Genomic DNA, 22,260 nt, shown 5'->3' with positions numbered 1-22,260 from the left:
GGTAAGAGGGGATAAGATAAACAAAAAGCTACCCGAAAGTAGCTTTTAACAAGATTGGACTAGTTAAACATCGCTGAAATGGATTCTTCGTTACTAATACGACGAATCGCCTCAGACAACATACCAGACAAGGTTAGCACACGGACTTTGCCCAAGGCTTGAATCGCAGGGCTAAGTGGAATGGTGTCAGTGACCACAATTTCATCGACAATACTGTTGGCAAAGTTATTGACCGCATTACCAGAGAAAATCGCATGGGTCGCATAAGCAAATACACGTTTTGCCCCCCGTTCTTTTAAGGCCTCAGCCGCTTTACATAAGGTACCGCCCGTGTCGATCATGTCATCCACTAAAATACAATCACGACCCGCCACATCCCCGATAATGTGCATGACTTGGGAAACGTTGGCTTTTGGACGACGTTTATCAATGATTGCCATATCCGCATCATTTAATAATTTCGCCACCGCTCTGGCACGTACCACGCCACCAATATCAGGCGACACGACCATTGGTCTTTCTAAGTCGGTTTTTTTCAAAATATCATGAATTAACACCGGCGAACCAAACACGTTATCCACAGGCACATCAAAGAAACCTTGAATTTGTTCGGCGTGCAAATCACAGGTTAACACTCGGTCAACCCCCACACTAGACAAGAAATCTGCCACCACTTTGGCCGTAATCGGCACACGGGCAGAACGGACACGACGATCTTGACGAGCATAGCCAAAATAAGGAATCACGGCAGTGATACGACCCGCAGAGGCACGGCGTAGGGCGTCCACCATTACGATTAATTCCATTAAATTATCATTGGTTGGCGCACAAGTGGATTGGATAATAAACACATCGCTACCACGGACGTTTTCATTGATTTGCACTTGAATTTCGCCATCGCTAAAACGTCCAACGGTGGCATCACCTAAAGACGTATAAAGACGTTCGGAAATGCGTTGTGCAAGTTCTGGTGTTGCATTACCAGCAAAGAGTTTAATATCAGGCATTTTAATTTGACCTCAGGGTTATGATAATGGAAGAAAATTTAATTCTGTCGTTCAAGTTGATCAAGTAATAGCGCTAAAGGCGACCTATTACAACCTTTTGCTACAAAACCAGTAAATTGGGCTGGTTTGAGCTGATAAATTGCTTGGGCGGCCTGTTCGCTGTCAAATTCAGCAAACACACATGCCCCCGTTCCAGTTAATCTTGCTGGTGCATATTGTAGCAACCAAGCGATAAGTTCATCAATAATCGGATAGTGATTTCGCACAATTTTTTCACAATCATTATGATATGGATCATGTAATAGTTGGGAAATGGCCTTTTTCGGCGTATTGCGAGTCAGATCGGGATCGCAAAAAACCTTGGCGGTGGAAATGGCTAAGTCAGGTTTTAACACCAAATACCATTTTTCGGCAGGTTCACAATAGGTCATTTTTTCCCCGACACCCTCCGCCACGGCCGATTTTCCCGCAATAAAAATCGGCACGTCCGCCCCCAATTTCACCCCAATATCCATTAATTGCTGTTGCGTCAGCCCCGTTTGCCATAAATAATTTAATGCCACTAAGGTGGTGGCCGCATTAGACGAACCACCGCCAACACCGCCGCCCATTGGCAGGATTTTATCTACATGAATTGTCGCACCGAAAGGCGTTTGCGTTTGTTGTTGTAAGGCAATCGCTGCTCGGTAAATTAAATTATCTTCGGGTTTTAAGTCGGCAAAGGCAGGCGTTAAGCAAATTTGCCCATCTTCTCGAACGGCAATTTCTAACTCGTCGCCGTAATCTAAAAATTGAAACAGGGTTTGTAATTCATGGTAGCCGTCGGCCCGTTTATGATTAATATATAAAAACAGATTGAGTTTGGCTGGGCTAGGGAAACGGATAGGGTTTCCCTGTGGTATCGTTGATAAGTCGGAAAGTGCGGTTGAAAAAGGGGAATTTTTCATTATAAAGCCCAATTATCTACTCGAATTTTTAAGGTTTGCGTGGCATTTTTCAGCAAAATATCTTTCGGTAATGCCGGCGTGCGATCCTGATGATACACTAAATAATCCGCTGTCCAGATAATGCCATCCACTGGGTAGCTAAAGCTCGATAAATAGTGATTTTCGCCCACTTGATATTCGGCTTTTTCATCAGGCTGACCTTTTAACCACGTGGCCAACTGTGCTAATGGCACGTCCATCCCCACAATGTCTTTGACTAAAGATTTCGCATCTTGTTCAGAGCGTTGATTACCTTTGTTATCAGAAATCGTCATACCCGCATTGTGCATTTGCAAGGTTAAACTGCTGGCACTGATAGTCGAGTAAAGTTTTAAGGTGTAGTTTTTGGGATTCACATATTGCCATTCAAAACGGCTGGAAAAACGTTCTTTTGCGCTGATATAACCTAATTGACCTTGGGCTTGGTAGCGTTGAATTTGTTTGAGTTGGCTTAAATGTTGTTGCCAGATTTGATCGGTTTTGCTGATGGTTTTGATGTCTGTGGGGCGTTGTTCGTTAATGTCTAGGCTCGAACAGCCGGTAAATAACAGGGCAGACAACACAATGAGCGATAATTGTTTGAGTTTCATATTAAAATGTACGCTGAAAAAATCAAGGGCTATTTTACCTTGTTCTAAGATTGAAGTCAAAATTCATTTTTTGTTTAGTGATTGGGGTTTTATGTCAGAAAATGTGATCTTTAGCCATTTTTTGCTTTCTCTATTTCCTGCTTGACCGCCATGATTCTGCGTCGGGTTAATTCCTCTCGAATGCCTTGCTTTTCAAAACCGTCTTGAATCACTTGCTGCACATCCACTTGCAAGGCGGTTTGATAAAGTTGCCAGACATAGTCTTTTTGTGGATAGTCACGCTGTTCAAATCCTGTACGGCCACGGCTGTCGGCCATGCAGACGGTGAGAAACGCCACAAAACGTTGCGGTTTGCGCCACGCATCAAATTGATTAAACAATTTAACAATGGTGTTAGCTCGCAACTCAAAGGCCTTATGAATATGGGTATGGTATTCGCAAGTTAATTCGGCTAATTCTTGATAAGCTAGAGGCACTTTTAGGCGTTTACAAAGTTGGCGAGTGGGCGAAATGCCTAGCCGTTCGTGGCCATGATGATGTGGCCAGTTGTCGGGGGGCGTGTGTGCTTTGCCGAAATCATGACAAAGTGTGGCAAAACGTACCGCCGTTTTATTTTGTTCGGTTTGCTCGGTGAGTAGGGTAGCTTGTTGCAACACCAACATGGTATGAATAAAACTGTCTATTTCAGGATGATGTTGTGGTGGATTCGGCACGCCATCAAGGGCAGCCAGTTCGGGAAATAACAGGGGCAACGCCCCAACTTGTCGCAAGGTATCAAAATAGATCTCAGGATTTTTTTCATTCAAGGCTTTTTCGGTTTCTAACCAAATGCGTTCAGCGGTTAAATGGGCAAGCTCGCCTTGTACAGTAAGTTGTTGCATTAATTGCAAGGTTTCAGGAGCAATGGTAAAACCCAACGCATGAAAACGAGCGGCAAAGCGAGCGACACGTAAAACACGCAAGGGATCTTCAGCAAAGGCCGGCGAAATATGGCGTAAAATGCGTTGCTTGATATCTTGAATGCCACCAAAAGGATCGTGCAACTGGCCTTGTTCGTCTTGCGCAATGGCATTGATGGTTAAATCACGGCGGATTAAATCTTGTTCAAGGGTAATTTCCGGTGAAAAATCGCAGATAAAGCCGGTATAACCCGAACCTGATTTGCGTTCGGTGCGAGCAAGTGCGTATTCTTCTTTGCTTTTAGGGTGCAGGAAAACAGGAAAATCATGACCGACTTGTTGATAGCCTTGTTGAATAAGCTGTTCGGGCGTGGTGCCGACAACCAACCAATCTCGATCTTTAACGGGTAAATTGAGCAGTTGATCCCGAACCGCCCCACCAACTAAATAAACTTGCATATTTTCCTTTCAAAAAAATCCCCTCTCCCTCTGGGAGAGGGCGAGGGTGAGGGTTTTACCACCCATCACGACGGCGACGTTTTGGTAAAATCAGTGGAATGATTAAGCCGAGTAATAATCCCACGCCCAATACCGAGCCACCATAAATAAACCACTGAATCGCAATTTCACGTTTACCCGCATCCAATAAGGCTTCTAAATCACGGTTTTTATTTTTGGTGATTTCTAATTCACGTTTAAGTTGGGAATTTTCCTCTAATAATTGGCTACTACGTTGGTCGCTGTCGCTTGCTCGGCGCTGCATTTCTACCGTACGCTGTTGCCAGTCTTTATCCAGATTATTCAGCTTTAAGGTTAAATCCTGTACTTTTGCTTTTAACTGCGGATTTTCATTTTTTGCGCTTGGTGTTGAACTTAATTCACTACTTAAAATCCAGCCCTCACGGTTTTTATTGTCACGGATCAAAGTATAGCGTTCTTTGCGATCCAAAATATTTACCGCTTCACCCGCTTGAATGGAACCGGAAATTTTAAAATTATCGCCAGCGCCTTTGCGTAAAAACGTGTGCAAATTTTCGGTGACATATTGGGTTTCTGCCTGCGCAACTTGAATGGTGGCCACGCATAAAAGCGAGGCAAAAAGTCCTTTTAATCGTTTTTGCATGTCATCAATCTCCTGAATAAATACTGGAAAAGTGCGGTGATTTTAACCGCACTTTTTCTCCTTTTAGCGGAAAATAAGATCCAAAATAAAATAAATAATAATGGCGAAAAAAGCACCTGCTGGGAGCGTCACAATCCAAGAGGCAATAATATTACGAATCACATTTAAATTTAATGCCGCAATACCTCGAGCTAATCCGATACCCAACACCGCCCCCACTAAGGTTTGGGTTGTGGAAATCGGTAAACCTGTGCCTGACGCCACGACCACGGTGGCAGCGGTGGCAAACTGCGCCGCAAAACCACGGCTTGGGGTTAAATCCGTAATCCCTGTGCCAATGGTTGCCATGACTTTGTAACCCATGACCACTAAACCTGCTGCAATGCCCGCTGCACCTAGCGGTAACACCCACCACGCCATCGGGGCGCTAGCCATAATATTGCCACCGTTTTCTACAATGGTCACGACGGCCGCCAACGGGCCAATGGCGTTGGCTACATCATTTGAACCATGGGCAAAAGCCATGGCACAGGCGGTCATTAACATCAGAATACTAAATACCCGTTCAACCCCGCCAAACACACCACTGCGGGCTTTTTTGATAAAGCGTTTACTGCGGAAATAGAAATAACTGATGACCACAGAGACAAAACTAATGCCTAATGAAATCAGGATGGTTTCTCGGGTGGTTAAGTCTAATCCAATATGTTTTAGCCCTTTGGCTACGGTTACAATCACCAAAATAAATACCGTTAATCCCATAAAATACGGGCCGAATTTTTGTGCGTTATGTAACGGCTTTTCGGTGTCAAAAATCAGTTTTTGGATAACAAAGAAAATCCCATAGGCTAATACGCCAGCAATCACGGGGGTGATAAACCAACTGCCCACAATGCCACCGATTGCACTCCATTTAACGGAATGCGTACCTGCTGTAATGCAAGCAAAACCAATCACAGCCCCGATAATAGAGTGAGTGGTGGACACTGGCCAACCCCAACGAGAGGCAATGAGCAACCAAGAACCCGAGGCAAATAGGGCAGACATCATGCCTAACACCAAGGTATCTGGTGCATTGATAAAATTCGTTGGATAGATAATGCCACTTTTAATGGTTTCCGTCACTTCACCGCCGGCTAAATAAGCCCCGGCACATTCAAAGATTAATGCAATAATAATCGCTTGTTTCGCATTAATGGTGCCAGATCCCACGGAAGTCCCCATGGCATTTGAGACGTCGTTTGCCCCCACCCCAAAAGCCATAAAAAAGGCAAAAGCGGCGGTAATGATAATCAGGATGGTACCGTAATGTTGTAATACGTCCATAGTCAATCTCCTATGTGATTATTACGAGCGTGCTAACATCAGTTCAATACGAGAACCGACACGTTGCGCTTGATCGGCTAATACGCCAACCCATTCAAAAATTTTGTATAAGAACATCACATCAATGGGATTATAGTTGGATTCAATTTGACGTAACATGCGGCGCAACTTAATTTGCATTTGATCAGTATCATCTTCAATAATATCAAGTTCATTGATCATATCGTTGACAAATTTGAGCTCACGTCCTTTAAAACCCGTTTCTAATAATTGATCCATTTCTCTGATCACATTGTGTGCTTGCACCGTGGCGTCTAAACTACGACAAAGAAAATCCATAAAATCTTGTTGTAGGCTTTCAGGAATACCAAATTGACGCCCCACCATACGGCCGGCAATATCTTTGGCATAATTGGCTAATTTATCTTGTTGGGTGACAAGTTCTAATAAATCGGTACGGTCGATAGGTAAAAATAAACCACGTGGCAATTTTAAGCGGATTTCACGTTTTAGCGTATCCGCTTGGCGTTCCGTTTCGGAAATTTGTAAGCGAATTTGCTCAGATTGTTCCCATTCGTTGTTAAAGGTGGCCTCAAAAAAAGGAATCAATAAACTACAAGCCTCGGTCACTTTATCCGAATGCTGTTGTAACGGTTTTAACGGGGAATGCGCAAATAAACCGAGAATATTGTTAATTGCCATAGAAAACTCCAAATAGATAACATAAAATTGGGTGCATATTACCTTATATGGGCGAAAAATTCACGCTATAAATGAAAAAAGCTCTATAATACCCCTGATTTTTACTTATTAAGGACGTTAGCATGTCGAATGAAATCGAATTGAAATTAGCCGTCACCGCTGAGATAGCCGAGCAGTTTTCACAGTTGTTGAGTGATTTCCGCTTATTGCAACAAGCACAGATCTTTTTAGCCAATACCTATTATGATACGGCGGATCATTATTTTGCACGGCATAAAATGGGGCTAAGAGTGCGGTCGGAAAATCAGCAGTTTACCCAAACCCTAAAAACCAATGGAAAAGTGACAGGGGGGCTACATGTTCGTCCAGAGTATAATTTCCCACTAAATTCTGCTGAACCGAATGTCACCTTGTTGCAAGATATAGCGAACTTATCCTTGCCCGAGCCACTTGAACTCCGCCCGATTTTTAGCACGGATTTTACTCGTCAGTGGTGGTTAATCGAATGTGGTCAACATACCGAAATTGAAGTGGCGTTGGATCGCGGTGAAATCAAGGCCAATGGACAAGTTGAGCCGATTTGTGAAATTGAATTTGAATTAAAAAATGGCGCATTAGCGGATTTATTCACTTTTGTGGCCAATTTAAGTTTTGTGAACGGTGTCCGATTAAGTTCGCTCAGTAAAGCCAAACGTGGTTATCAACTGGCACAAGGGAAATGCCCGCCACCGAGAGATTGGATTGACGCATGGCGTGATTTTTTACACACCGAGCAAACGGCGGAAAATCCTGCGCAAATTTTGACCGCACTGTTAGGTTATGAACAACAATTAATTGAAGAAACTTTACAATTAGGCTCGGCTTTTTTTGCGCAAACCTTTATTCAGACCGTAGAACGTATCGGTGCCTTTTTTAATCTGTATCATTATTATACGGATCACGGCTATTTGCTCCAACAGGTGTTAGCACAGCAAGAAACGGCTTATGTGGACGAAAGCATTGTGTTAGAGGTGATCGACGCACATCAGTATTTATTTGCACAAATTCGTCAGATTATTCAGTTGCATAGTGAAAGCAAAGATAATGCGTTAGCAATGAAAAAATTAAATGAATTATTCTTTCAAGGGCAATACCTGAAACGTATGCTCGCCTTAATTAGCATGGTGAATTAGTATGGCAAAAGCACCCAAAACCGCTTATGTATGTAATGATTGTGGGGCAGAATTTGCCCGTTGGCAAGGGCAATGTTCGGCCTGTAAATCTTGGAATACCATCAGTGAAGTCCGTTTAGTTTCGGCAAAATCCACCCCAAAAGGGGATCGTTTTAGTGGCTATGCGGGCGAAACCCAAGCGAAAATTCAAACGTTGGCGGAAATCAGTTTACAAGAAACGCCAAGGTTTTCCAGTGGCTTTCATGAACTGGATCGTGTGCTAGGTGGTGGCATTGTCCCTGGCTCGGCGATTTTAATCGGTGGTCATCCGGGGGCGGGAAAATCCACCTTATTATTGCAAGTGATGTGTGGTTTAGCGCAAAATATGACCGCACTTTATGTGACCGGTGAAGAAAGTTTGCAGCAGGTAGCCATGCGGGCGAACCGTTTAGGCTTGCCAGCGGATCAGTTAAAAATGTTGTCGGAAACCTCGGTGGAGCAAATTTGTAGTTTGGCTGATCAACTGAAACCGCAAATTATCGTGGTGGATTCCATTCAAGTCATGCACTTGGCGGATATTCAATCTAGCCCCGGTTCAGTGGCACAAGTGCGTGAATGCGCCTCCTTTTTAACCCGTTATGCGAAAACCCGTCAAGTCGCCATTATTATGGTGGGACATGTGACCAAAGACGGCACCTTGGCGGGGCCGAAAGTGTTAGAGCATTGTATTGACTGCTCAATTTTATTAGAGGGTGAGTCAGACAATCGTTATCGCACCTTGCGTAGCCATAAAAATCGTTTTGGGGCGGTGAATGAGTTAGGCGTTTTTGCCATGACGGAACAGGGCTTAAAAGAAGTGAAAAACCCCTCGGCGATTTTTTTAAGCCGTGGTGATGAATTAACTTCGGGTAGCTCGGTGATGGTATTATGGGAGGGAACACGTCCGTTGTTGGTGGAAATTCAAGCCTTAGTGGATCATTCTATGTTAGCCAATCCCCGCCGTGTGGCCGTGGGCTTAGAACAAAACCGTCTTGCCCTATTGCTGGCCGTATTACACCGCCATGGCGGCTTGCAAATGTCCGATCAGGATGTGTTTGTCAATGTGGTGGGCGGTGTCAAAGTGACGGAAACCAGTGCGGATTTAGCCTTATTGTTAGCCTTGATTTCCAGTTTCCGAAACCGTCCATTGCCACAGGATTTAGTGGTGTTTGGTGAAGTGGGACTGGCGGGCGAAATTCGCCCTGTGCCAAGTGGTCAGGAGCGTATTAGTGAGGCGGCAAAACATGGTTTTAAACGGGCGATTGTCCCCTTTGCCAATAAGCCGAAAAGTGCGGTGAAAAATATGCAAGTTTTCACGGTGAAGAAATTGGCGGACGCCTTGGCGGTGTTGGAGAATTTGTGATGTGTAGGGGCGTATTGCATACGCCCTGATATTGAGCAAAGGCGTATGCAATACGCCCCTACATCATCTGATTAAAACCCTTCTTCAAATTCTTCTCTTGTCGCCACTTTAATTTGCATATGTTCACGATCTAAACCGAGATCATAAGCAACAGCAATCGCCACGAAAATAGAAGAATAAGTCCCAAATCCGATACCGATTAATAAGGCTAAAGAGAAACTATAAATACTTGCGCCACCAAAGAATAATAAGGCGAATACCACAAACAACGTGGTTAATGACGTCATAATTGTTCTTGATAGCGTTTGGGTCAAGGAAATATCAATCACTTCTTGACTACTCATGCGACGAATTTTGCGGAAGTTCTCCCGTACACGGTCGAACACCACGATACTGTCGTTCAAGGAATACCCCACCACGGTGAGAATTGCTGCCACGAAAGTTAGATCAATTTCAATTTGTAAGAATGAAAACACCCCAAGGGTAACAATCACGTCATGAGCAAGGGCAAGAATACCACCTAGCCCTAAACGCCATTCAAAGCGCATTCCCACATAACCTAATAATAGGATTAATGTGGCTAAAGTGGCATAAATTGCGCCTTGGGTTAATTCTTCACCGACATTTGGGCCAACAAACTCGACAGATTTCACTTCAATGTTGTGATCAAGCGCCGTCATCATTTCTTTGATTTGTGTCCCAATTTGAGCGTCACTGGCGGTTGCGGGTAAACGAATAATCACATCACTGGTAGACCCTGTTGTTTGCACCAATGCACTGGCAATACCATTATTGCTTAAGGTAGCACGCACTTGATCCAAATTAGCGGGCTGTGAAAAGTGGGTATCAATTACCACACCGCCAGTAAAATCTAAGCCCCAGTTAAGGCCTTTGGTAAACAGACAGAAAATGCAGAATCCAGTTAGCAATAAGGAGAACAGATAACCGAATTTGCGGTAATTCATAAAACGGATAAGGCTAAATGGTAAGCCTATGCCTTGATATTCGTGCTTTTGTTTAGATAAACTCACAATATTTTCTCCGCACTAAATAGATAATTTTTCAACACGTCGGCCACCGTAAATCCAGTTAACCAGCATACGTGTACCGGTAATGGCGGTAAACATAGAAATCGCCACGCCTAATGCAAGGGTAATCGCAAAGCCTTTTACTGGACCCGTTCCCACCGCATACAAGACGATAGAGGTTAAAATCGTGGTTAAGTTGGCGTCAAAAATAGATGACCAAGCACCGTTGTAACCCTCGTGAATTGCTTGCTGAATTGGACGACCATTACGTATTTCTTCTTTAATCCGTTCAAAGATCAATACGTTTGCGTCCACCGACATCCCGACTGACAGAATAATCCCAGCAATTCCGGGCATGGTTAAGGTTACACCGGGGATTAACGACATTAAACCGACCACTAAAATCATATTGGCACAAAGCGCAAGGCTCGCAATGAAACCGAATAGTTTATAGAACACTAAACAGAAGATAATCACAATTACCAAGCCCCAAAGGCCAGCAGTTAAACCTTGTTCCACATTTTGTGCGCCTAATGATGGACCGACGGTACGTTCTTCTACAATTTGAATCGGCGCAATTAATGCACCAGAACGGAGTAGTACCGAAAGATTTTTGGCCTCTGCAGGGCTATCAATACCAGTAATTTGGAATTGGCTACCAAAACGGCCTTGAATGGTGGCTACGTTAATGACTTCGGCATTTTTTTCTAAAATGGTTTTGCCATTTTCGTCTTTTTTGCCGTTGTCTTTATATTCCACATATAAGGTCGCCATGGGTTTTTTGAGGTTGAGTTTGGTGGTGTTGGCCATGATTTCACCGCCCTCACTGTCTAAACTCACGCTCACTTGGGGGGTCGAGGTATTATGATCTAAACCCGAGGTAGCATTGGTAATATGCTCACCACCTAACACCGCTTTACGATATAACGCCACCGGTTGACCGTGACGGTTTAACTGAATTTCCGTATCTGACGGCACAATGCCACGCGCCAGAGCCTCAGGGCTAACATTACCATTTACCATACGGAATTCTAAGGTCGCCGTGGCGCCCAATAATTCTTTCGCACGTGCCGTATCTTGAATGCCGGGCAATTCCACCACAATACGTTCGGCACCTTGGCGTTGAATCACCGCCTCGGCCACGCCTAATTCTTCCACACGTTTACGCAAAATGCTTAAGTTCTGCTCAATGGCATGATCACGCGCCTCAATAAGGGCGCTGTCTGATAAGGCTAACGCAAGGGTGCTATCGCTCACTTCATTGACGGTTAAATTGGTATGCTGCTTACGAATCAGCTGTTTGGCAGCAAAAAGTTGTTCAGGTTTGGTAATGGTGAGCAATGTACTAAAATTCTCTCCATTTTTCACCGCACTATATTGAATTTTTTCTTTACGTAATTCACTGCGTAAACTGTCTTGCAACTGTTCTTGGCGTTTGCTTAATGCGGTATTCATATCCACTTCCATCAAAAAGCGAACCCCACCTCGTAAGTCTAAACCCCATTTCATTGGGTTGCCCCCAATACTGCTTAACCAAGTGGGGGTGGAGGGCGCCAAGTTTAAGGCGGTAGAGTATTGATTACCTAATTTTTCAGCAATTTTATCTTTGGCTAATAGCTGATTATTCGTATTATTAAAACGTGCCAAAATGGAGCCGTTTTCTAACAAAATGGATTTGGGTTGAAGATGATTACTGATCAGTAGGCTTTGAACTTCACTTAATGTGGTTTCACTGGCTTGCTGACCACGTGTACCCGAGATTTGCACGGCCGGATCTTCGCCGTAAATATTTGGAAGTGCGTATAAAGCACCAATGGCGATCATAAAGATCACCATTAGATTCTTCCATAAAGGGAAACGGTTTAACATCGGTTAATACCTTTTTATGAAATTAAAGAGATTTGATTGAACCTTTTGGTAACACAGCCACAATAAAGCTACGTTTAATGGTGACTTCATTGGTTGGGTTTAAGGCAATCACCACTTCATCGGAATTTTCAGATAATTTGGTAATTTTACCGATCAAGCCACCAGAGGTTAAGATTTCAGACCCTTTCGCTAAGGATTCCATTAAGGCCTTATGTTCTTTATTACGTTTTGCTTGTGGGCGGTAAATCATAAAATAGAAGATTAAACCGAAAATCGCAAAGATAATAATCATTGACATTGGACTGCCTTGTTGTGCTTCCATGTTGTTTTCCTTTTTTGTTGATAAATAGAATAAAATTAAGGTGCATAAAATAGCATAAGATCAAGGGAAAAGCTAGTGTGCTAACTTTTCCGAATGATGATTTGCCAATCAAGTGCGGTGAATTTTTGCCAAGAAATCAACTGATAGCCTTGCTGTTGGCATAAAAGTTCAAAATCTTGCACCGCACTTTGTTCATTTAGCATTATGGTTAATATGGTGTTGTTCGGTAAATTATCAAGGGCTTTTTTCGCCATTAACACCGGCAATGGACAGCTATATTGACGTAAATCTAATTGATAATCCATTTACAGTTTACGGCGAGCTGCCATCACTTTTCCCATACTTTCCAATTCAGCCTCAGAAATACAGTCTTTGCCTAAAGCAAATAACGGTTCTTCCAAGGCAATATGCACATCATAACCGGCAATAAAATTAGCAATCAATTCGGTATCAATATGATCTCGCTTATCTTGAATGAGTTCGGTTAATTGAATAGACAACTTATGCCAGTTATCATGCAAAATAAAATGCTGACGTTCTAATTCATCAATGGTTTGTTGTGAGTGAGCGTGATATTTTGCCACCACTGGAAAAAAATCGTTTTCTTCATCATCATGATGTAACGGTGCGGCGATATTAAAATAATTTAAAATCTGCTGCACATCATTTTTGACCGCTTGATTTACCCCATTTTTTGCTAAATAATCGGGCAAAATGTTCAGTTGTGAACAGAAATTTTTCACTCGTCCATGACAAGCATATAACATCTCAATAGGCTGTTCCCAACTGACAAATTGTTGTGGTTCTAAATTAATCATGTTGTTTTTCTCTTTGTAAAGGTGGCACCTCTTTGCCGATTTTAGCATAAAATTCCAGCACAAAATCCTCAAAGCGATCTTGTTCAATGGCGGTGCGGATTTGCTCCATTAAACGTTGATAATAACGTAAATTATGAATGGTATTCAGTCTTGCCCCCAAAATTTCACCGCACTTATCCAAATGATATAAATAGGATTTGGTGTAATGCTTGCACGTATAGCAATCACATTCAGGATCGAGCGTGGTGGTATCATCACGATATTTGGCATTACGAATTTTCACAATGCCGTTTGATACAAACAAATGCCCATTCCGTGCGTTACGCGTCGGCATGACGCAATCGAACATATCAATCCCACGACGAACACCCTCGACTAAATCTTCCGGTTTACCCACGCCCATTAAATAACGAGGTTTATCTTGTGGCAACAATGGATTGACAAATTCCAAAATACGGTGCATTTCTTCTTTCGGTTCACCCACGGCTAAACCGCCTACCGCATAGCCGTCAAAACCAATGTTGACTAAACCGTCCACGGAAATTTTACGTAATTCCTCAAAAGTACCGCCTTGCACAATACCAAATAACGCATTTTTGTTTTCCAATTCATCAAACCGCTGACGGCTTCGTTTCGCCCAACGTAACGACATTTCCATGGAGTTTTTAGCATAATCAAAGGTGGCAGGATAAGGTGTACATTCATCAAAAATCATCACAATATCGGATCCGAGATCGTATTGAATCTCCATGGATTTTTCAGGGGATAAAAAAATCTTTTCACCGCTGATCGGATTTTGGAAATGCACGCCTTCTTCTTTGATTTTGCGAAGTTTGCCTAAGCTGAATACTTGGAAACCACCGCTATCGGTTAAAATTGGTCTATGCCATTGCATAAAATCATGCAAATCGCCGTGTTTCCGCATGACTTCCTGCCCAGGGCGTAACCAGAGATGAAAGGTATTACCGAGTAAAATTTCTGCACCGGTGGCACGGACTTCTTCTGGGGTCATACCCTTTACTGTGCCGTAGGTGCCGACGGGCATAAAAGCGGGGGTTTGGACGGTGAATTCGCCGCTTGGGCGGTTAAACGTCATTTCGCCACGGCGGGCAGGGCCGTTTGTTTTTTTTAAGTTAAATTTCATAGTTTTCCTTTTCGAATAAACAGTTCGATGGTGATTTTTTTGTTTAAAATTGTTTTTTTATAAAGTTGTGTTTTGTTAATATCGGGTTTCGCCGATGGCGACTTACTTTTTCTTTGCTTGTGCAAAGAAAAAGTAAGCAAAAAGAAACACACCCCGACTTCACCGCTTTTCTGAGCTTATTTGGTATTTTCTTTACGCTAAATTTTGAACTCGCTTCGCTCAGACATGCAAAATTTAGCTAAAAATACCAAAACGCTCAGGCGGTTCAGACGGGGCCCCAATTTTTGACCGAGCGTAACAAAAGTGCGGTTAAAAAATAGATGTTTTTTAAGCTACGGAGTTGCGTTACCATGCTTAACCTAGTACGCAAGTACTAGGTATTCCTCAATTTTTCCACCGCACTTTATAATTTCTCCCATGGGGTCCCCATGTTTGCCGCCTGAAAATACTTTAATTTGTAGGAAAATGGCGTCTGTTTGAGCGTAGCGAGTTCAGCCATTTTCCGTTAAGCAAATTAAAGTATTTTCAGGAAACAAGGCAAAGTTGGGGTGTGCTTTTCTTTGCCTACTTTCTTTTGCACAAGCAAAAGAAAGTACGGTCGCCCATCGGGCGAAACCCGATTTGAACATTAAAAAAATTCTATTTTAACGTCCCAATATCATTATTCTTCGTGATAAACATCGCATCCCCATAACTAAAAAACCGATACCGATTTTCCACCGCCATCTTATACGCATTCATCACATTCTCATACCCCGCAAACGCCGACACCAACATAATCAACGTACTTTCCGGCAAATGAAAATTCGTAATCAAACTATCCACCACCCGAAATTTCTTCCCAGGGTAAATAAAAATCGACGTATCAGAAAAATACGGCGCAATAATCTGCGAACAACCTTTTTCTTCCGCAAATAACGCCGCGCTTTCCAACGAACGCACGGAAGTTGTCCCCACCGCAATCACACGCTTACCATTGGCTTTCGTGGCTAACACGGCATCTACCACCTCTTGCGGCACTTCCACATATTCAGCGTGCATATGATGATCTTCAATCTTTTCCACCCGAACAGGCTGAAACGTCCCCGCCCCGACGTGCAACGTCACAAAGGCAAAATTGACCCCTTTGGCCTTTAATTTTGCCAATAATTCATCATCAAAATGCAAGCCAGCAGTCGGTGCTGCCACCGCACCGGGGACTTTATTATATACCGTCTGATAACGCTCTTTGTCCGCATTTTCATCTGGACGATCAATATAAGGCGGCAATGGCATATGCCCAATTTGATTAAGAACATCTAAAACTGCGGTGTTTTTATCGGCTATTTCCAGTTCAAACAACGCCCCTTGACGCCCGAGCATGTTCACTTGAACGCCCTGATTTTCACCCAATTTATCTTCACCCAAAATCAACACAGTTCCGTCTTTGGGTGCTTTGCTAGCTCGAACATGGGCTAAAAACGTGGTTTCACTCAACACACGTTCCACTAACACTTCCAATTTTCCCCCACTGGCTTTACGTCCAAACATGCGAGCAGGGATAACCCGAGTATTGTTAAAAACTAACAGATCGCCTGCGTTGACTAAATCTAATACATCCGCAAAAGTGCGGTGCGAAATTTCCCCATTTTCACCGTCTAATTGCAACAAACGGCTAGCCGTACGGTTTAGGGTAGGGTAGCGAGCGATTAACTCATCGGGTAAATCAAAATAAAAATCGGATACCAGCATAATTCAAATAAGAGATTGTTGAAATGTGCGATAGTCTATTGCGATTTTCCACGAAGTACAAGTAAAAACCTTTATTTATTAGCATTTTTTCGTTAGAATTAGACGTTTAATTCCAATGTAAAAACAAGATTGCCAATGCCGAAAATCGCTAAATTTTATCTCATCAAACCGACGTTATCGCCAAATACCCTGTCAGGCGAGATGGCGTTAGCTTGTGATTTATCCGCTCAATTATGGCGACAAGGAAAGCGTGTATTGATTGCTTGTGAAACCGAACAACAAGCCTTAGATTTAGACGAAGCCCTATGGGCAAGAGATCCCGAGCAATTTGTACCGCACAATTTATCCGGTGAAGTCACCAATTTCGCCACGCCAATCGAAATCAGTTGGATCGGCAAACGCAACGCCCAACGGCGAGATGTGTTGATTAATTTACAACAGAGTATTCCCGATTATGTGTCTGCGTTTAATCAAGTGATTGATTTTGTGCCAGTGGATGAAGCACAAAAAGCCGTGGCACGAGAGCGGTATAAGCAATATCGGCAAATGGGGTGGCAGATGGAGATGGTGGAATAAAATGACCAAAGAAGAACTACTCAAAAAACACAACGATATGCTGATTTTATGGAAAGCGTGGATGGACGAGAAGAAAAAGCACGAAATCCTGACTTTTGAAAATGAAAAGGGTGATATTGTGCGACATTATCCTGACGGCAGAGAAGTTGTAATTGAATATGCAGAATAATTTATTTTCATAAGGTTTTATATGTATATACTAAATAAAAATGAAAAGCATTTGGAAAAAATTGAAGAAACTACTTTTGCAGAACAACATTTAAAAGAAAGATATGATATTCAGGAATGGATAGATAAGCAACCAGAAATTTTATCTAATATTTTAGGTGAAGATGAAAAGTTACTTATTATTCAGAAAGAATTTTATAATTTTGACAAAACTAATGAAAGATTAGATTTATTAGCAATTGATAGAAAAGGAAATCTTGTAATTATTGAAAATAAAAGAGACAACAGTGGAAAAGATGTTGCATTACAAGCAATTAAATATGCGTCCTATTGTTCTACATTTAGTAAGCAAAATATAATTGATATTTATCAATCATACTTGAATTCAAAAAATGAAACAAAAAGAGCTGAAGAATTAATTACCAATTTTTTTGATGAAAAAGAATTTGATGAAATTGATTTAAATGTAGGATATAGTCAAAGAATCATTTTAGTTTCAAAAGAATTTAGTTCAGAAGTTACCAGTACAGTGTTATGGTTACGCGGAAATGGGATTGATATTCAGTGTGTAAAGATAACACCTTATGAGTTCAAAAATGAAATTATTATTGATATAGATAAAATAATTCCAATTTCAGAAACAGAAAAATATTTAGTTAGCTTATCAGATAAAGGAAAGGAAGAAAAGAAATCCAAAGAAATTAGAGCTTCTAATGAAAATATTAATTCTGAGTATTGGAGAAGTTTTCTTGAATTTTGTCGTGATGAAAAATATTCATTGGTAAGCAATAGAAGTGGTTCTAAAGATCACTGGATTTCTGTAAATGCAGGACTTTCAGGTATTACTTATGCTCTTGTAATACTAAAAAATGAACTTCGTGCAGAATTATATCTTGCTAAAGATAAATCCTATAACAAAAAAGTGTATGATTTTTTGTATAATTATAAAAATGAGATTGACGATAAATTCGGTGATAAATTAAATTGGGATAGACTAGATAATAAGAATGCTTGCAGAATTTCATTTTCTAGAAAATTTGATAAAGATGATAGAGATAAGTGGAATGAAGCTATTCATTGGCATTATGATATGGTTAAAAAACTAGAAAACACCTTTAAAGATTATTTAGAAAAGGTTAAAAAACAAATTGATTGAGAATTTAAACAAAGAGAAAAACTAAATGACACAAAACCTTCAAATGGCAGACCGCTTTGAGCCGTCTGCGGTAGAACAAGCCTTGTATCGCCACTGGGAAGAACAAGGGTATTTTAAACCAAGCGAAGATGAGAGCCAAAAAGGCTACTGTATTGCCATTCCGCCACCGAATGTAACAGGTTCGTTGCATATGGGGCATGCTTTCCAGCAAACTTTAATGGATACGCTAATCCGTTTTAACCGTATGGAAGGCAATAATACGCTGTGGCAGACAGGGACGGATCACGCAGGCATTGCGACCCAAATGGTGGTGGAACGTAAGATTGCGGCGGAAGAAGGCAAAACTCGCCACGATTATGGGCGTGAAGCCTTTATCAACAAAATTTGGGACTGGAAAGCCTATTCGGGTGGGACGATTAGCCAGCAAATGCGCCGTTTGGGCAACTCGATCGACTGGGATCGTGAGCGTTTTACAATGGACGAAGGTCTTTCTAATGCGGTGAAAGAAGTGTTTGTGCGTTTGCACGAAGAAGGGCTGATTTATCGTGGCAAACGCCTTGTGAACTGGGATCCAAAATTGCACACCGCCATTTCTGATTTGGAAGTGGAAAACAAAGAGAGCAAAGGCTCGTTGTGGCATTTCCGCTATCCGTTAGCGAATGGAGCGAAAACTGCTGAAGGCAAGGATTATTTGGTGGTGGCGACCACTCGTCCTGAAACCGTACTCGGTGATACGGCGGTGGCGGTTCACCCTGAAGATGAGCGTTATCAATCGCTTATCGGTAAGTCGGTGATTTTACCGCTGGCAAACCGTGAAATTCCGATTGTAGCGGACGATTATGTGGATCGTGAGTTCGGTACTGGTTGCGTGAAAATCACCCCAGCCCACGACTTCAACGACTACGAGGTGGGCAAACGCCATAATTTGCCGATGGTCAATGTGATGACCTTGAATGCGGATATTCGTGCAGAAGCGGAAATTGTCGGTTCAGACGGAAAAATTTTGGAAAATTACACCGCACTTATTCCTGCTGATTATCAAGGCTTAGAGCGTTTTGTGGCTCGCAAAAAAGTGGTCGCCGATTTTGAAGCACTCGGACTTTTAGAAGAGATCAAACCGCACGATCTCAAAGTACCTTATGGCGACCGTGGCGGCGTGCCGATTGAGCCGATGCTGACCGATCAGTGGTATGTAAGCGTGAAACCGCTGGCGGAAGTGGCGACTAAAGCCGTTGAAGATGGCGAAATTCAATTTGTGCCGAAACAGTATGAAAATCTGTATTTCTCGTGGATGCGTGATATTCAGGACTGGTGTATTTCTCGCCAACTTTGGTGGGGACACCGTATTCCTGCGTGGTATGATGAAGCGGGCAATGTGTATGTGGCTCGCTCCGAAGAAGAAGTGCGGGCGAAGCACAATTTGCCTGCGGATCTTGCCTTAAAACAAGATGAAGATGTGTTGGACACTTGGTTCTCATCGGGCTTGTGGACGTTCTCAACCCTTGGCTGGCCAGAGCAAACCAAAGAGTTGCGAATGTATCACCCAACGGACGTGTTGATTACGGGCTTTGACATCATTTTCTTCTGGGTTGCACGAATGATTATGTTCACAATGCACTTTATCAAAGACGAAAATGGCAAACCGCAAGTGCCGTTCAAAACCGTGTACGTTACGGGCTTGATTCGTGATGAACAAGGTCAAAAAATGTCCAAATCGAAAGGTAACGTGCTTGACCCGATTGATATGATTGACGGCATTTCTCTGGAAGATTTGCTTGAAAAACGCACTGGCAATATGATGCAGCCGCAACTGGCGGAAAAAATCGCCAAAGCGACCAAAAAAGAGTTCGCAGACGGCATCGCCCCACACGGCACAGACGCATTGCGTTTTACTTTGGCAGCCTTGGCGAGCAACGGACGTGATATTAACTGGGATATGAAACGCCTTGAAGGCTACCGCAATTTCTGCAACAAATTGTGGAACGGTAGCCGTTTTGTTCTTACCAACGACAAGCTAGATTTATCGGCAGGGGAAACCGAATTAAGCGTTGCGGATCGCTGGATTATTTCCACCTTCAACCGCACCGTGAACGAGTTCCGCACCGCACTCAGTCAATACCGTTTTGATTTAGCCGCAAATGCCATTTACGACTTCACTTGGAATCAGTTCTGCGACTGGTATTTGGAACTCACCAAACCTGTGTTTGCTAATGGCACAGCTGCCCAAATTCGTGGTGCAAGCCAAACCTTAGTGAACGTGCTTGAGCAACTACTTCGCCTTGCTCACCCGATTATGCCATTTATCACCGAAGAAATTTGGCAAAAAGTGAAAGGCTTCGCAGGGGTAACAGGCGAAACCATTATGTTGCAACCGTTCCCGAAAGTAAACGAAAGCCAACTTGACGCACAAGCCGAAAAAGAGATTGAATTCTTAAAAGAAATCATCGTGGCAGTGCGTAATATCCGTGCCGAAAGCAACATCGCCCCAAGCAAAGGCTTGGATTTATTGCTCAGAAATGTGGATGCAGAAAATTGCAAAACCTTGCAAAAAAATGACCGCACTTTGAAAGCCTTAGCTAAGTTGGACGATGTAAAAGTGTTAGCAGACGGTGAAAAAGCCCCATTATCGGTTGCAAAACTAGTCGGCAAAACCGAATTGCTCGTGCCAATGGCAGGCTTTATCAACAAAGAAGCCGAACTCGCCCGTCTTGCCAAAGAGATTGAAAAACTCAACGGCGAAGTCGCACGCATTGAAGCCAAACTTTCTAACCAAGCCTTTGTGGCAAAAGCGCCGGAGCAAGTGATTGCGAAAGAAAGGGAGAAAATGCAAGGGTATCAAGAGGGTATTGCGAAGTTGGTGAGCCAGCAAGCAGAAATTGAATCCCTTTAATTGATCAATATCCTATTGAATAAGGGGATATTTTTATATTAGGAAATGATGTTATGAAAGATATTTATTTTTTAACTATTAGTCGAGAAAATACAGTTCTGTCGCCCCAACCGCATTTAATGTTGTGTGGCGAGAATATTTCATTTTTAAATCCCATTTTGAAAGATTCTACATTAATAGAGCAGTCAGAAGATTTTTTTAATATGAAAGTGACTTTTTTTAAAGGAAGTCGATTTTCTCAAACATTAGAAAGTAAAGTGCTTTGTTCTGAAACTCAGTTATTTGGTAATAAAAAGCAGTTACCTGAATGTAAATATCCTTGCTTGGGTAAAGTGGTGATTGCAACTGAAATTAAACAGATCGATGTAGAATTGCTTAAAAATATTTCTTGGTTTATTCGAGGATCTGAAACATTAAAACCTGAAAGTTTAAAAGAATTACCTAATGAATGGCGGATTATTGATGGTCGTGGCATGGCTTTATTAGAAAAATATCCACAAAGTTTGAAACAATCTTGTCGTCAGCTCTTTTTGGTTATGTTAGGATTAGCCTATTATTATGCTTTGCAACAAATTAATGAAGAACTTTCTCGGGTTTTGGCTAAATCAGATAATACGAGCGAATTAGATCAACTTTATTCTGATGCGTCAATATTTAATGCCAGTTATTATTTTTATAATCCCATTGAATTTTCTCGTTATGCAACGTTTCGAGCTTGGCAAGATGTGCGAGAAGCCTATCATCTTGAACAAAAAAACAAAGAAATTACCTCTCAATTAGCTCAAGTGCATCAAATTTTAAGCTATACTGAGCAGAAAAATGAACAAATATTAGACAAATCAAGAAATAAAAAAATCGCATGGTTTGGTGGTATTATATCTGCATTGAGTTTATTTGAAGTGATTGATGTGATAAAAAATTGGTTAAGCTAGAAATTTAAAGACTTGATTTAGTTCGGTCGTATTTAGTCATAAAAATCTGCACTTTACTTGGTTGGGAGCAATCTAACTTTTAGAGTGCAGCCCAGCATTAACCTTGACTTTCTTTTCTATTCTTTATCAGCCAAAATTGGCGATCCTCACCGCTTTAATCTTCTGCATACGGTTTTCAACTTGATCAAACACAATGCCGGCATATTTGTTTCGTCTATGGAGTAGTCCACAAGCCCTAATCTCTTGTGATCCAAAAAATAAGCTCCTTTTTGTCCGAAAAAATGCGAAGTGCGGTGTAAAATAGTATTTTTTTTTACAGTATATAAATTATAATCTCGGACGTGATTTGGGGAATTTGATCCTTTTTCACATCCTTTCTTTTTATTTTTACAACAGGATCATGATATGAAAATGAAAAAACAGTTTTTTCTCAGTTTAGG

General features: G+C 42.0%; 21 protein-coding genes. 7 read left to right on the top strand and 14 right to left on the bottom strand.

What is annotated here, in order from left to right; genetic code table 11:
• Window positions 1–59: 59 nt before the first annotated feature.
• The 7 genes from ACTG7L_RS09650 to ACTG7L_RS09620 form a co-directional block, all read right to left on the bottom strand.
• Window positions 60–1,007 carry a ribose-phosphate pyrophosphokinase gene (locus tag ACTG7L_RS09650; RefSeq protein WP_439240765.1) on the bottom strand — a complete coding sequence of 316 codons (948 nt, stop codon included), beginning with the start codon at window positions 1,005–1,007 and terminating at the stop codon, window positions 60–62.
• Between the two features lie 38 nt (window positions 1,008–1,045).
• Window positions 1,046–1,954 (bottom strand): 4-(cytidine 5'-diphospho)-2-C-methyl-D-erythritol kinase, encoded by a 909-nt coding sequence (ispE, locus tag ACTG7L_RS09645; RefSeq protein WP_439328359.1) that lies wholly within the window; start codon window positions 1,952–1,954, stop codon window positions 1,046–1,048.
• On the bottom strand, window positions 1,954–2,583 hold the full coding sequence (lolB, locus tag ACTG7L_RS09640) for a lipoprotein insertase outer membrane protein LolB (protein WP_439328382.1): 630 nt from the start codon (window positions 2,581–2,583) through the stop codon (window positions 1,954–1,956). The genes ispE and lolB overlap by 1 nt, the downstream gene beginning before the upstream one ends.
• A 110-nt stretch (window positions 2,584–2,693) precedes the next feature.
• Entirely contained in the window at window positions 2,694–3,941 is a 1,248-nt protein-coding gene (locus ACTG7L_RS09635) for a multifunctional CCA addition/repair protein (protein ID WP_439328358.1), read from the bottom strand.
• 55 nt (window positions 3,942–3,996) lie between these two features.
• Window positions 3,997–4,605, bottom strand: a complete 609-nt coding sequence (locus ACTG7L_RS09630; protein ID WP_439328357.1) for a TIGR04211 family SH3 domain-containing protein — start codon at window positions 4,603–4,605, stop codon at window positions 3,997–3,999.
• Between the two features lie 63 nt (window positions 4,606–4,668).
• The gene (locus tag ACTG7L_RS09625; protein WP_439240756.1) at window positions 4,669–5,931 is read right to left on the bottom strand and encodes an inorganic phosphate transporter; all 1,263 of its coding nucleotides are present in this window, start codon (window positions 5,929–5,931) and stop codon (window positions 4,669–4,671) included.
• A 21-nt stretch (window positions 5,932–5,952) separates the two neighbouring features.
• Window positions 5,953–6,633: a TIGR00153 family protein gene (locus ACTG7L_RS09620; RefSeq protein ID WP_439240754.1), complete on the bottom strand. Its 681-nt coding sequence runs from the start codon at window positions 6,631–6,633 to the stop codon at window positions 5,953–5,955.
• A gap of 122 nt (window positions 6,634–6,755) precedes the next feature.
• On the opposite strand from ACTG7L_RS09620, the gene ACTG7L_RS09615 reads away from it, so the two are divergent.
• The gene (locus tag ACTG7L_RS09615; protein ID WP_439328356.1) at window positions 6,756–7,805 is read left to right on the top strand and encodes a CYTH domain-containing protein; all 1,050 of its coding nucleotides are present in this window, start codon (window positions 6,756–6,758) and stop codon (window positions 7,803–7,805) included.
• 1 nt (window position 7,806) lies between these two features.
• A complete protein-coding gene (radA, locus tag ACTG7L_RS09610) occupies window positions 7,807–9,186 on the top strand; it encodes a DNA repair protein RadA (protein WP_439256752.1) in 1,380 nt (459 codons plus the stop codon).
• Window positions 9,187–9,257: 71 nt separating this feature from the next.
• On the opposite strand, the gene secF is transcribed toward radA, so the two are convergent.
• From secF to queA, 7 genes are all read right to left on the bottom strand, one after another.
• The gene (gene secF, locus ACTG7L_RS09605; RefSeq protein WP_439328355.1) at window positions 9,258–10,217 is read right to left on the bottom strand and encodes a protein translocase subunit SecF; all 960 of its coding nucleotides are present in this window, start codon (window positions 10,215–10,217) and stop codon (window positions 9,258–9,260) included.
• Window positions 10,218–10,232: 15 nt separating this feature from the next.
• Window positions 10,233–12,083: a protein translocase subunit SecD gene (secD, locus tag ACTG7L_RS09600; protein ID WP_439328354.1), complete on the bottom strand. Its 1,851-nt coding sequence runs from the start codon at window positions 12,081–12,083 to the stop codon at window positions 10,233–10,235.
• 22 nt (window positions 12,084–12,105) lie between these two features.
• Window positions 12,106–12,405, bottom strand: a complete 300-nt coding sequence (yajC, locus tag ACTG7L_RS09595) for a preprotein translocase subunit YajC (RefSeq protein ID WP_439256755.1) — start codon at window positions 12,403–12,405, stop codon at window positions 12,106–12,108.
• An 80-nt stretch (window positions 12,406–12,485) separates the two neighbouring features.
• Entirely contained in the window at window positions 12,486–12,710 is a 225-nt protein-coding gene (locus ACTG7L_RS09590) for a sulfurtransferase TusA family protein (protein ID WP_439328353.1), read from the bottom strand.
• A complete protein-coding gene (locus ACTG7L_RS09585) occupies window positions 12,711–13,223 on the bottom strand; it encodes a hemerythrin domain-containing protein (protein ID WP_439328352.1) in 513 nt (170 codons plus the stop codon). It abuts the gene before it with no gap.
• Complete coding sequence (tgt, locus tag ACTG7L_RS09580) at window positions 13,216–14,367, bottom strand: tRNA guanosine(34) transglycosylase Tgt (RefSeq protein WP_439328351.1); 1,152 nt, start codon at window positions 14,365–14,367, stop codon at window positions 13,216–13,218. Before tgt ends, ACTG7L_RS09585 begins: the two co-directional genes overlap by 8 nt.
• 639 nt (window positions 14,368–15,006) lie before the next feature.
• Window positions 15,007–16,098 (bottom strand): tRNA preQ1(34) S-adenosylmethionine ribosyltransferase-isomerase QueA, encoded by a 1,092-nt coding sequence (gene queA / locus ACTG7L_RS09575; protein ID WP_439328350.1) that lies wholly within the window; start codon window positions 16,096–16,098, stop codon window positions 15,007–15,009.
• A 135-nt stretch (window positions 16,099–16,233) separates the two neighbouring features.
• Here queA and ACTG7L_RS09570 point away from each other — a divergent pair, with 135 nt between their 5' ends.
• The 5 genes from ACTG7L_RS09570 to ACTG7L_RS09550 are packed head-to-tail and all read left to right on the top strand — an operon-like array spanning window position 16,234 to window position 21,820.
• Window positions 16,234–16,674: a DNA polymerase III subunit chi gene (locus ACTG7L_RS09570; RefSeq protein WP_439328349.1), complete on the top strand. Its 441-nt coding sequence runs from the start codon at window positions 16,234–16,236 to the stop codon at window positions 16,672–16,674.
• Between the two features lies 1 nt (window position 16,675).
• Entirely contained in the window at window positions 16,676–16,843 is a 168-nt protein-coding gene (locus ACTG7L_RS09565; RefSeq protein ID WP_439328348.1) for a hypothetical protein, read from the top strand.
• A gap of 21 nt (window positions 16,844–16,864) precedes the next feature.
• Window positions 16,865–17,998, top strand: a complete 1,134-nt coding sequence (locus ACTG7L_RS09560; RefSeq protein ID WP_439328347.1) for a DUF4268 domain-containing protein — start codon at window positions 16,865–16,867, stop codon at window positions 17,996–17,998.
• Between the two features lie 25 nt (window positions 17,999–18,023).
• Window positions 18,024–20,888 (top strand): valine--tRNA ligase, encoded by a 2,865-nt coding sequence (locus tag ACTG7L_RS09555; RefSeq protein WP_439328346.1) that lies wholly within the window; start codon window positions 18,024–18,026, stop codon window positions 20,886–20,888.
• Between the two features lie 53 nt (window positions 20,889–20,941).
• On the top strand, window positions 20,942–21,820 hold the full coding sequence (locus ACTG7L_RS09550) for a hypothetical protein (protein WP_439328345.1): 879 nt from the start codon (window positions 20,942–20,944) through the stop codon (window positions 21,818–21,820).
• The last annotated feature ends 440 nt before the right edge of the window (window positions 21,821–22,260 follow it).

Source organism: Lonepinella sp. BR2357 (genome assembly GCF_051851525.1).
Taxonomy (GTDB): Bacteria; Pseudomonadota; Gammaproteobacteria; order Enterobacterales; family Pasteurellaceae; genus Lonepinella.
The sequence above is the reverse complement of the archived record's forward strand: the minus strand, read 5'-3'. Positions and strand labels throughout refer to the sequence as shown.

Excerpts from the sequence above, each read along its gene's own strand:
- ACTG7L_RS09650 (WP_439240765.1), bottom strand. The coding sequence starts at position 1,007 with ATGCCTGATATTAAACTCTTTGCTGGTAATGCAACACCAGAACTTGCA.
- ispE (WP_439328359.1), bottom strand. The coding sequence starts at position 1,954 with ATGAAAAATTCCCCTTTTTCAACCGCACTTTCCGACTTATCAACGATA.
- lolB (WP_439328382.1), bottom strand. The coding sequence starts at position 2,583 with ATGAAACTCAAACAATTATCGCTCATTGTGTTGTCTGCCCTGTTATTT.
- ACTG7L_RS09635 (WP_439328358.1), bottom strand. The coding sequence starts at position 3,941 with ATGCAAGTTTATTTAGTTGGTGGGGCGGTTCGGGATCAACTGCTCAAT.
- ACTG7L_RS09630 (WP_439328357.1), bottom strand. The coding sequence starts at position 4,605 with ATGCAAAAACGATTAAAAGGACTTTTTGCCTCGCTTTTATGCGTGGCC.
- ACTG7L_RS09625 (WP_439240756.1), bottom strand. The coding sequence starts at position 5,931 with ATGGACGTATTACAACATTACGGTACCATCCTGATTATCATTACCGCC.
- ACTG7L_RS09620 (WP_439240754.1), bottom strand. The coding sequence starts at position 6,633 with ATGGCAATTAACAATATTCTCGGTTTATTTGCGCATTCCCCGTTAAAA.
- ACTG7L_RS09615 (WP_439328356.1), top strand. The coding sequence starts at position 6,756 with ATGTCGAATGAAATCGAATTGAAATTAGCCGTCACCGCTGAGATAGCC.
- radA (WP_439256752.1), top strand. The coding sequence starts at position 7,807 with ATGGCAAAAGCACCCAAAACCGCTTATGTATGTAATGATTGTGGGGCA.
- secD (WP_439328354.1), bottom strand. The coding sequence starts at position 12,083 with ATGTTAAACCGTTTCCCTTTATGGAAGAATCTAATGGTGATCTTTATG.
- yajC (WP_439256755.1), bottom strand. The coding sequence starts at position 12,405 with ATGGAAGCACAACAAGGCAGTCCAATGTCAATGATTATTATCTTTGCG.
- ACTG7L_RS09590 (WP_439328353.1), bottom strand. The coding sequence starts at position 12,710 with ATGGATTATCAATTAGATTTACGTCAATATAGCTGTCCATTGCCGGTG.
- ACTG7L_RS09585 (WP_439328352.1), bottom strand. The coding sequence starts at position 13,223 with ATGATTAATTTAGAACCACAACAATTTGTCAGTTGGGAACAGCCTATT.
- tgt (WP_439328351.1), bottom strand. The coding sequence starts at position 14,367 with ATGAAATTTAACTTAAAAAAAACAAACGGCCCTGCCCGCCGTGGCGAA.
- queA (WP_439328350.1), bottom strand. The coding sequence starts at position 16,098 with ATGCTGGTATCCGATTTTTATTTTGATTTACCCGATGAGTTAATCGCT.
- ACTG7L_RS09570 (WP_439328349.1), top strand. The coding sequence starts at position 16,234 with ATGCCGAAAATCGCTAAATTTTATCTCATCAAACCGACGTTATCGCCA.
- ACTG7L_RS09565 (WP_439328348.1), top strand. The coding sequence starts at position 16,676 with ATGACCAAAGAAGAACTACTCAAAAAACACAACGATATGCTGATTTTA.
- ACTG7L_RS09560 (WP_439328347.1), top strand. The coding sequence starts at position 16,865 with ATGTATATACTAAATAAAAATGAAAAGCATTTGGAAAAAATTGAAGAA.
- ACTG7L_RS09555 (WP_439328346.1), top strand. The coding sequence starts at position 18,024 with ATGACACAAAACCTTCAAATGGCAGACCGCTTTGAGCCGTCTGCGGTA.
- ACTG7L_RS09550 (WP_439328345.1), top strand. The coding sequence starts at position 20,942 with ATGAAAGATATTTATTTTTTAACTATTAGTCGAGAAAATACAGTTCTG.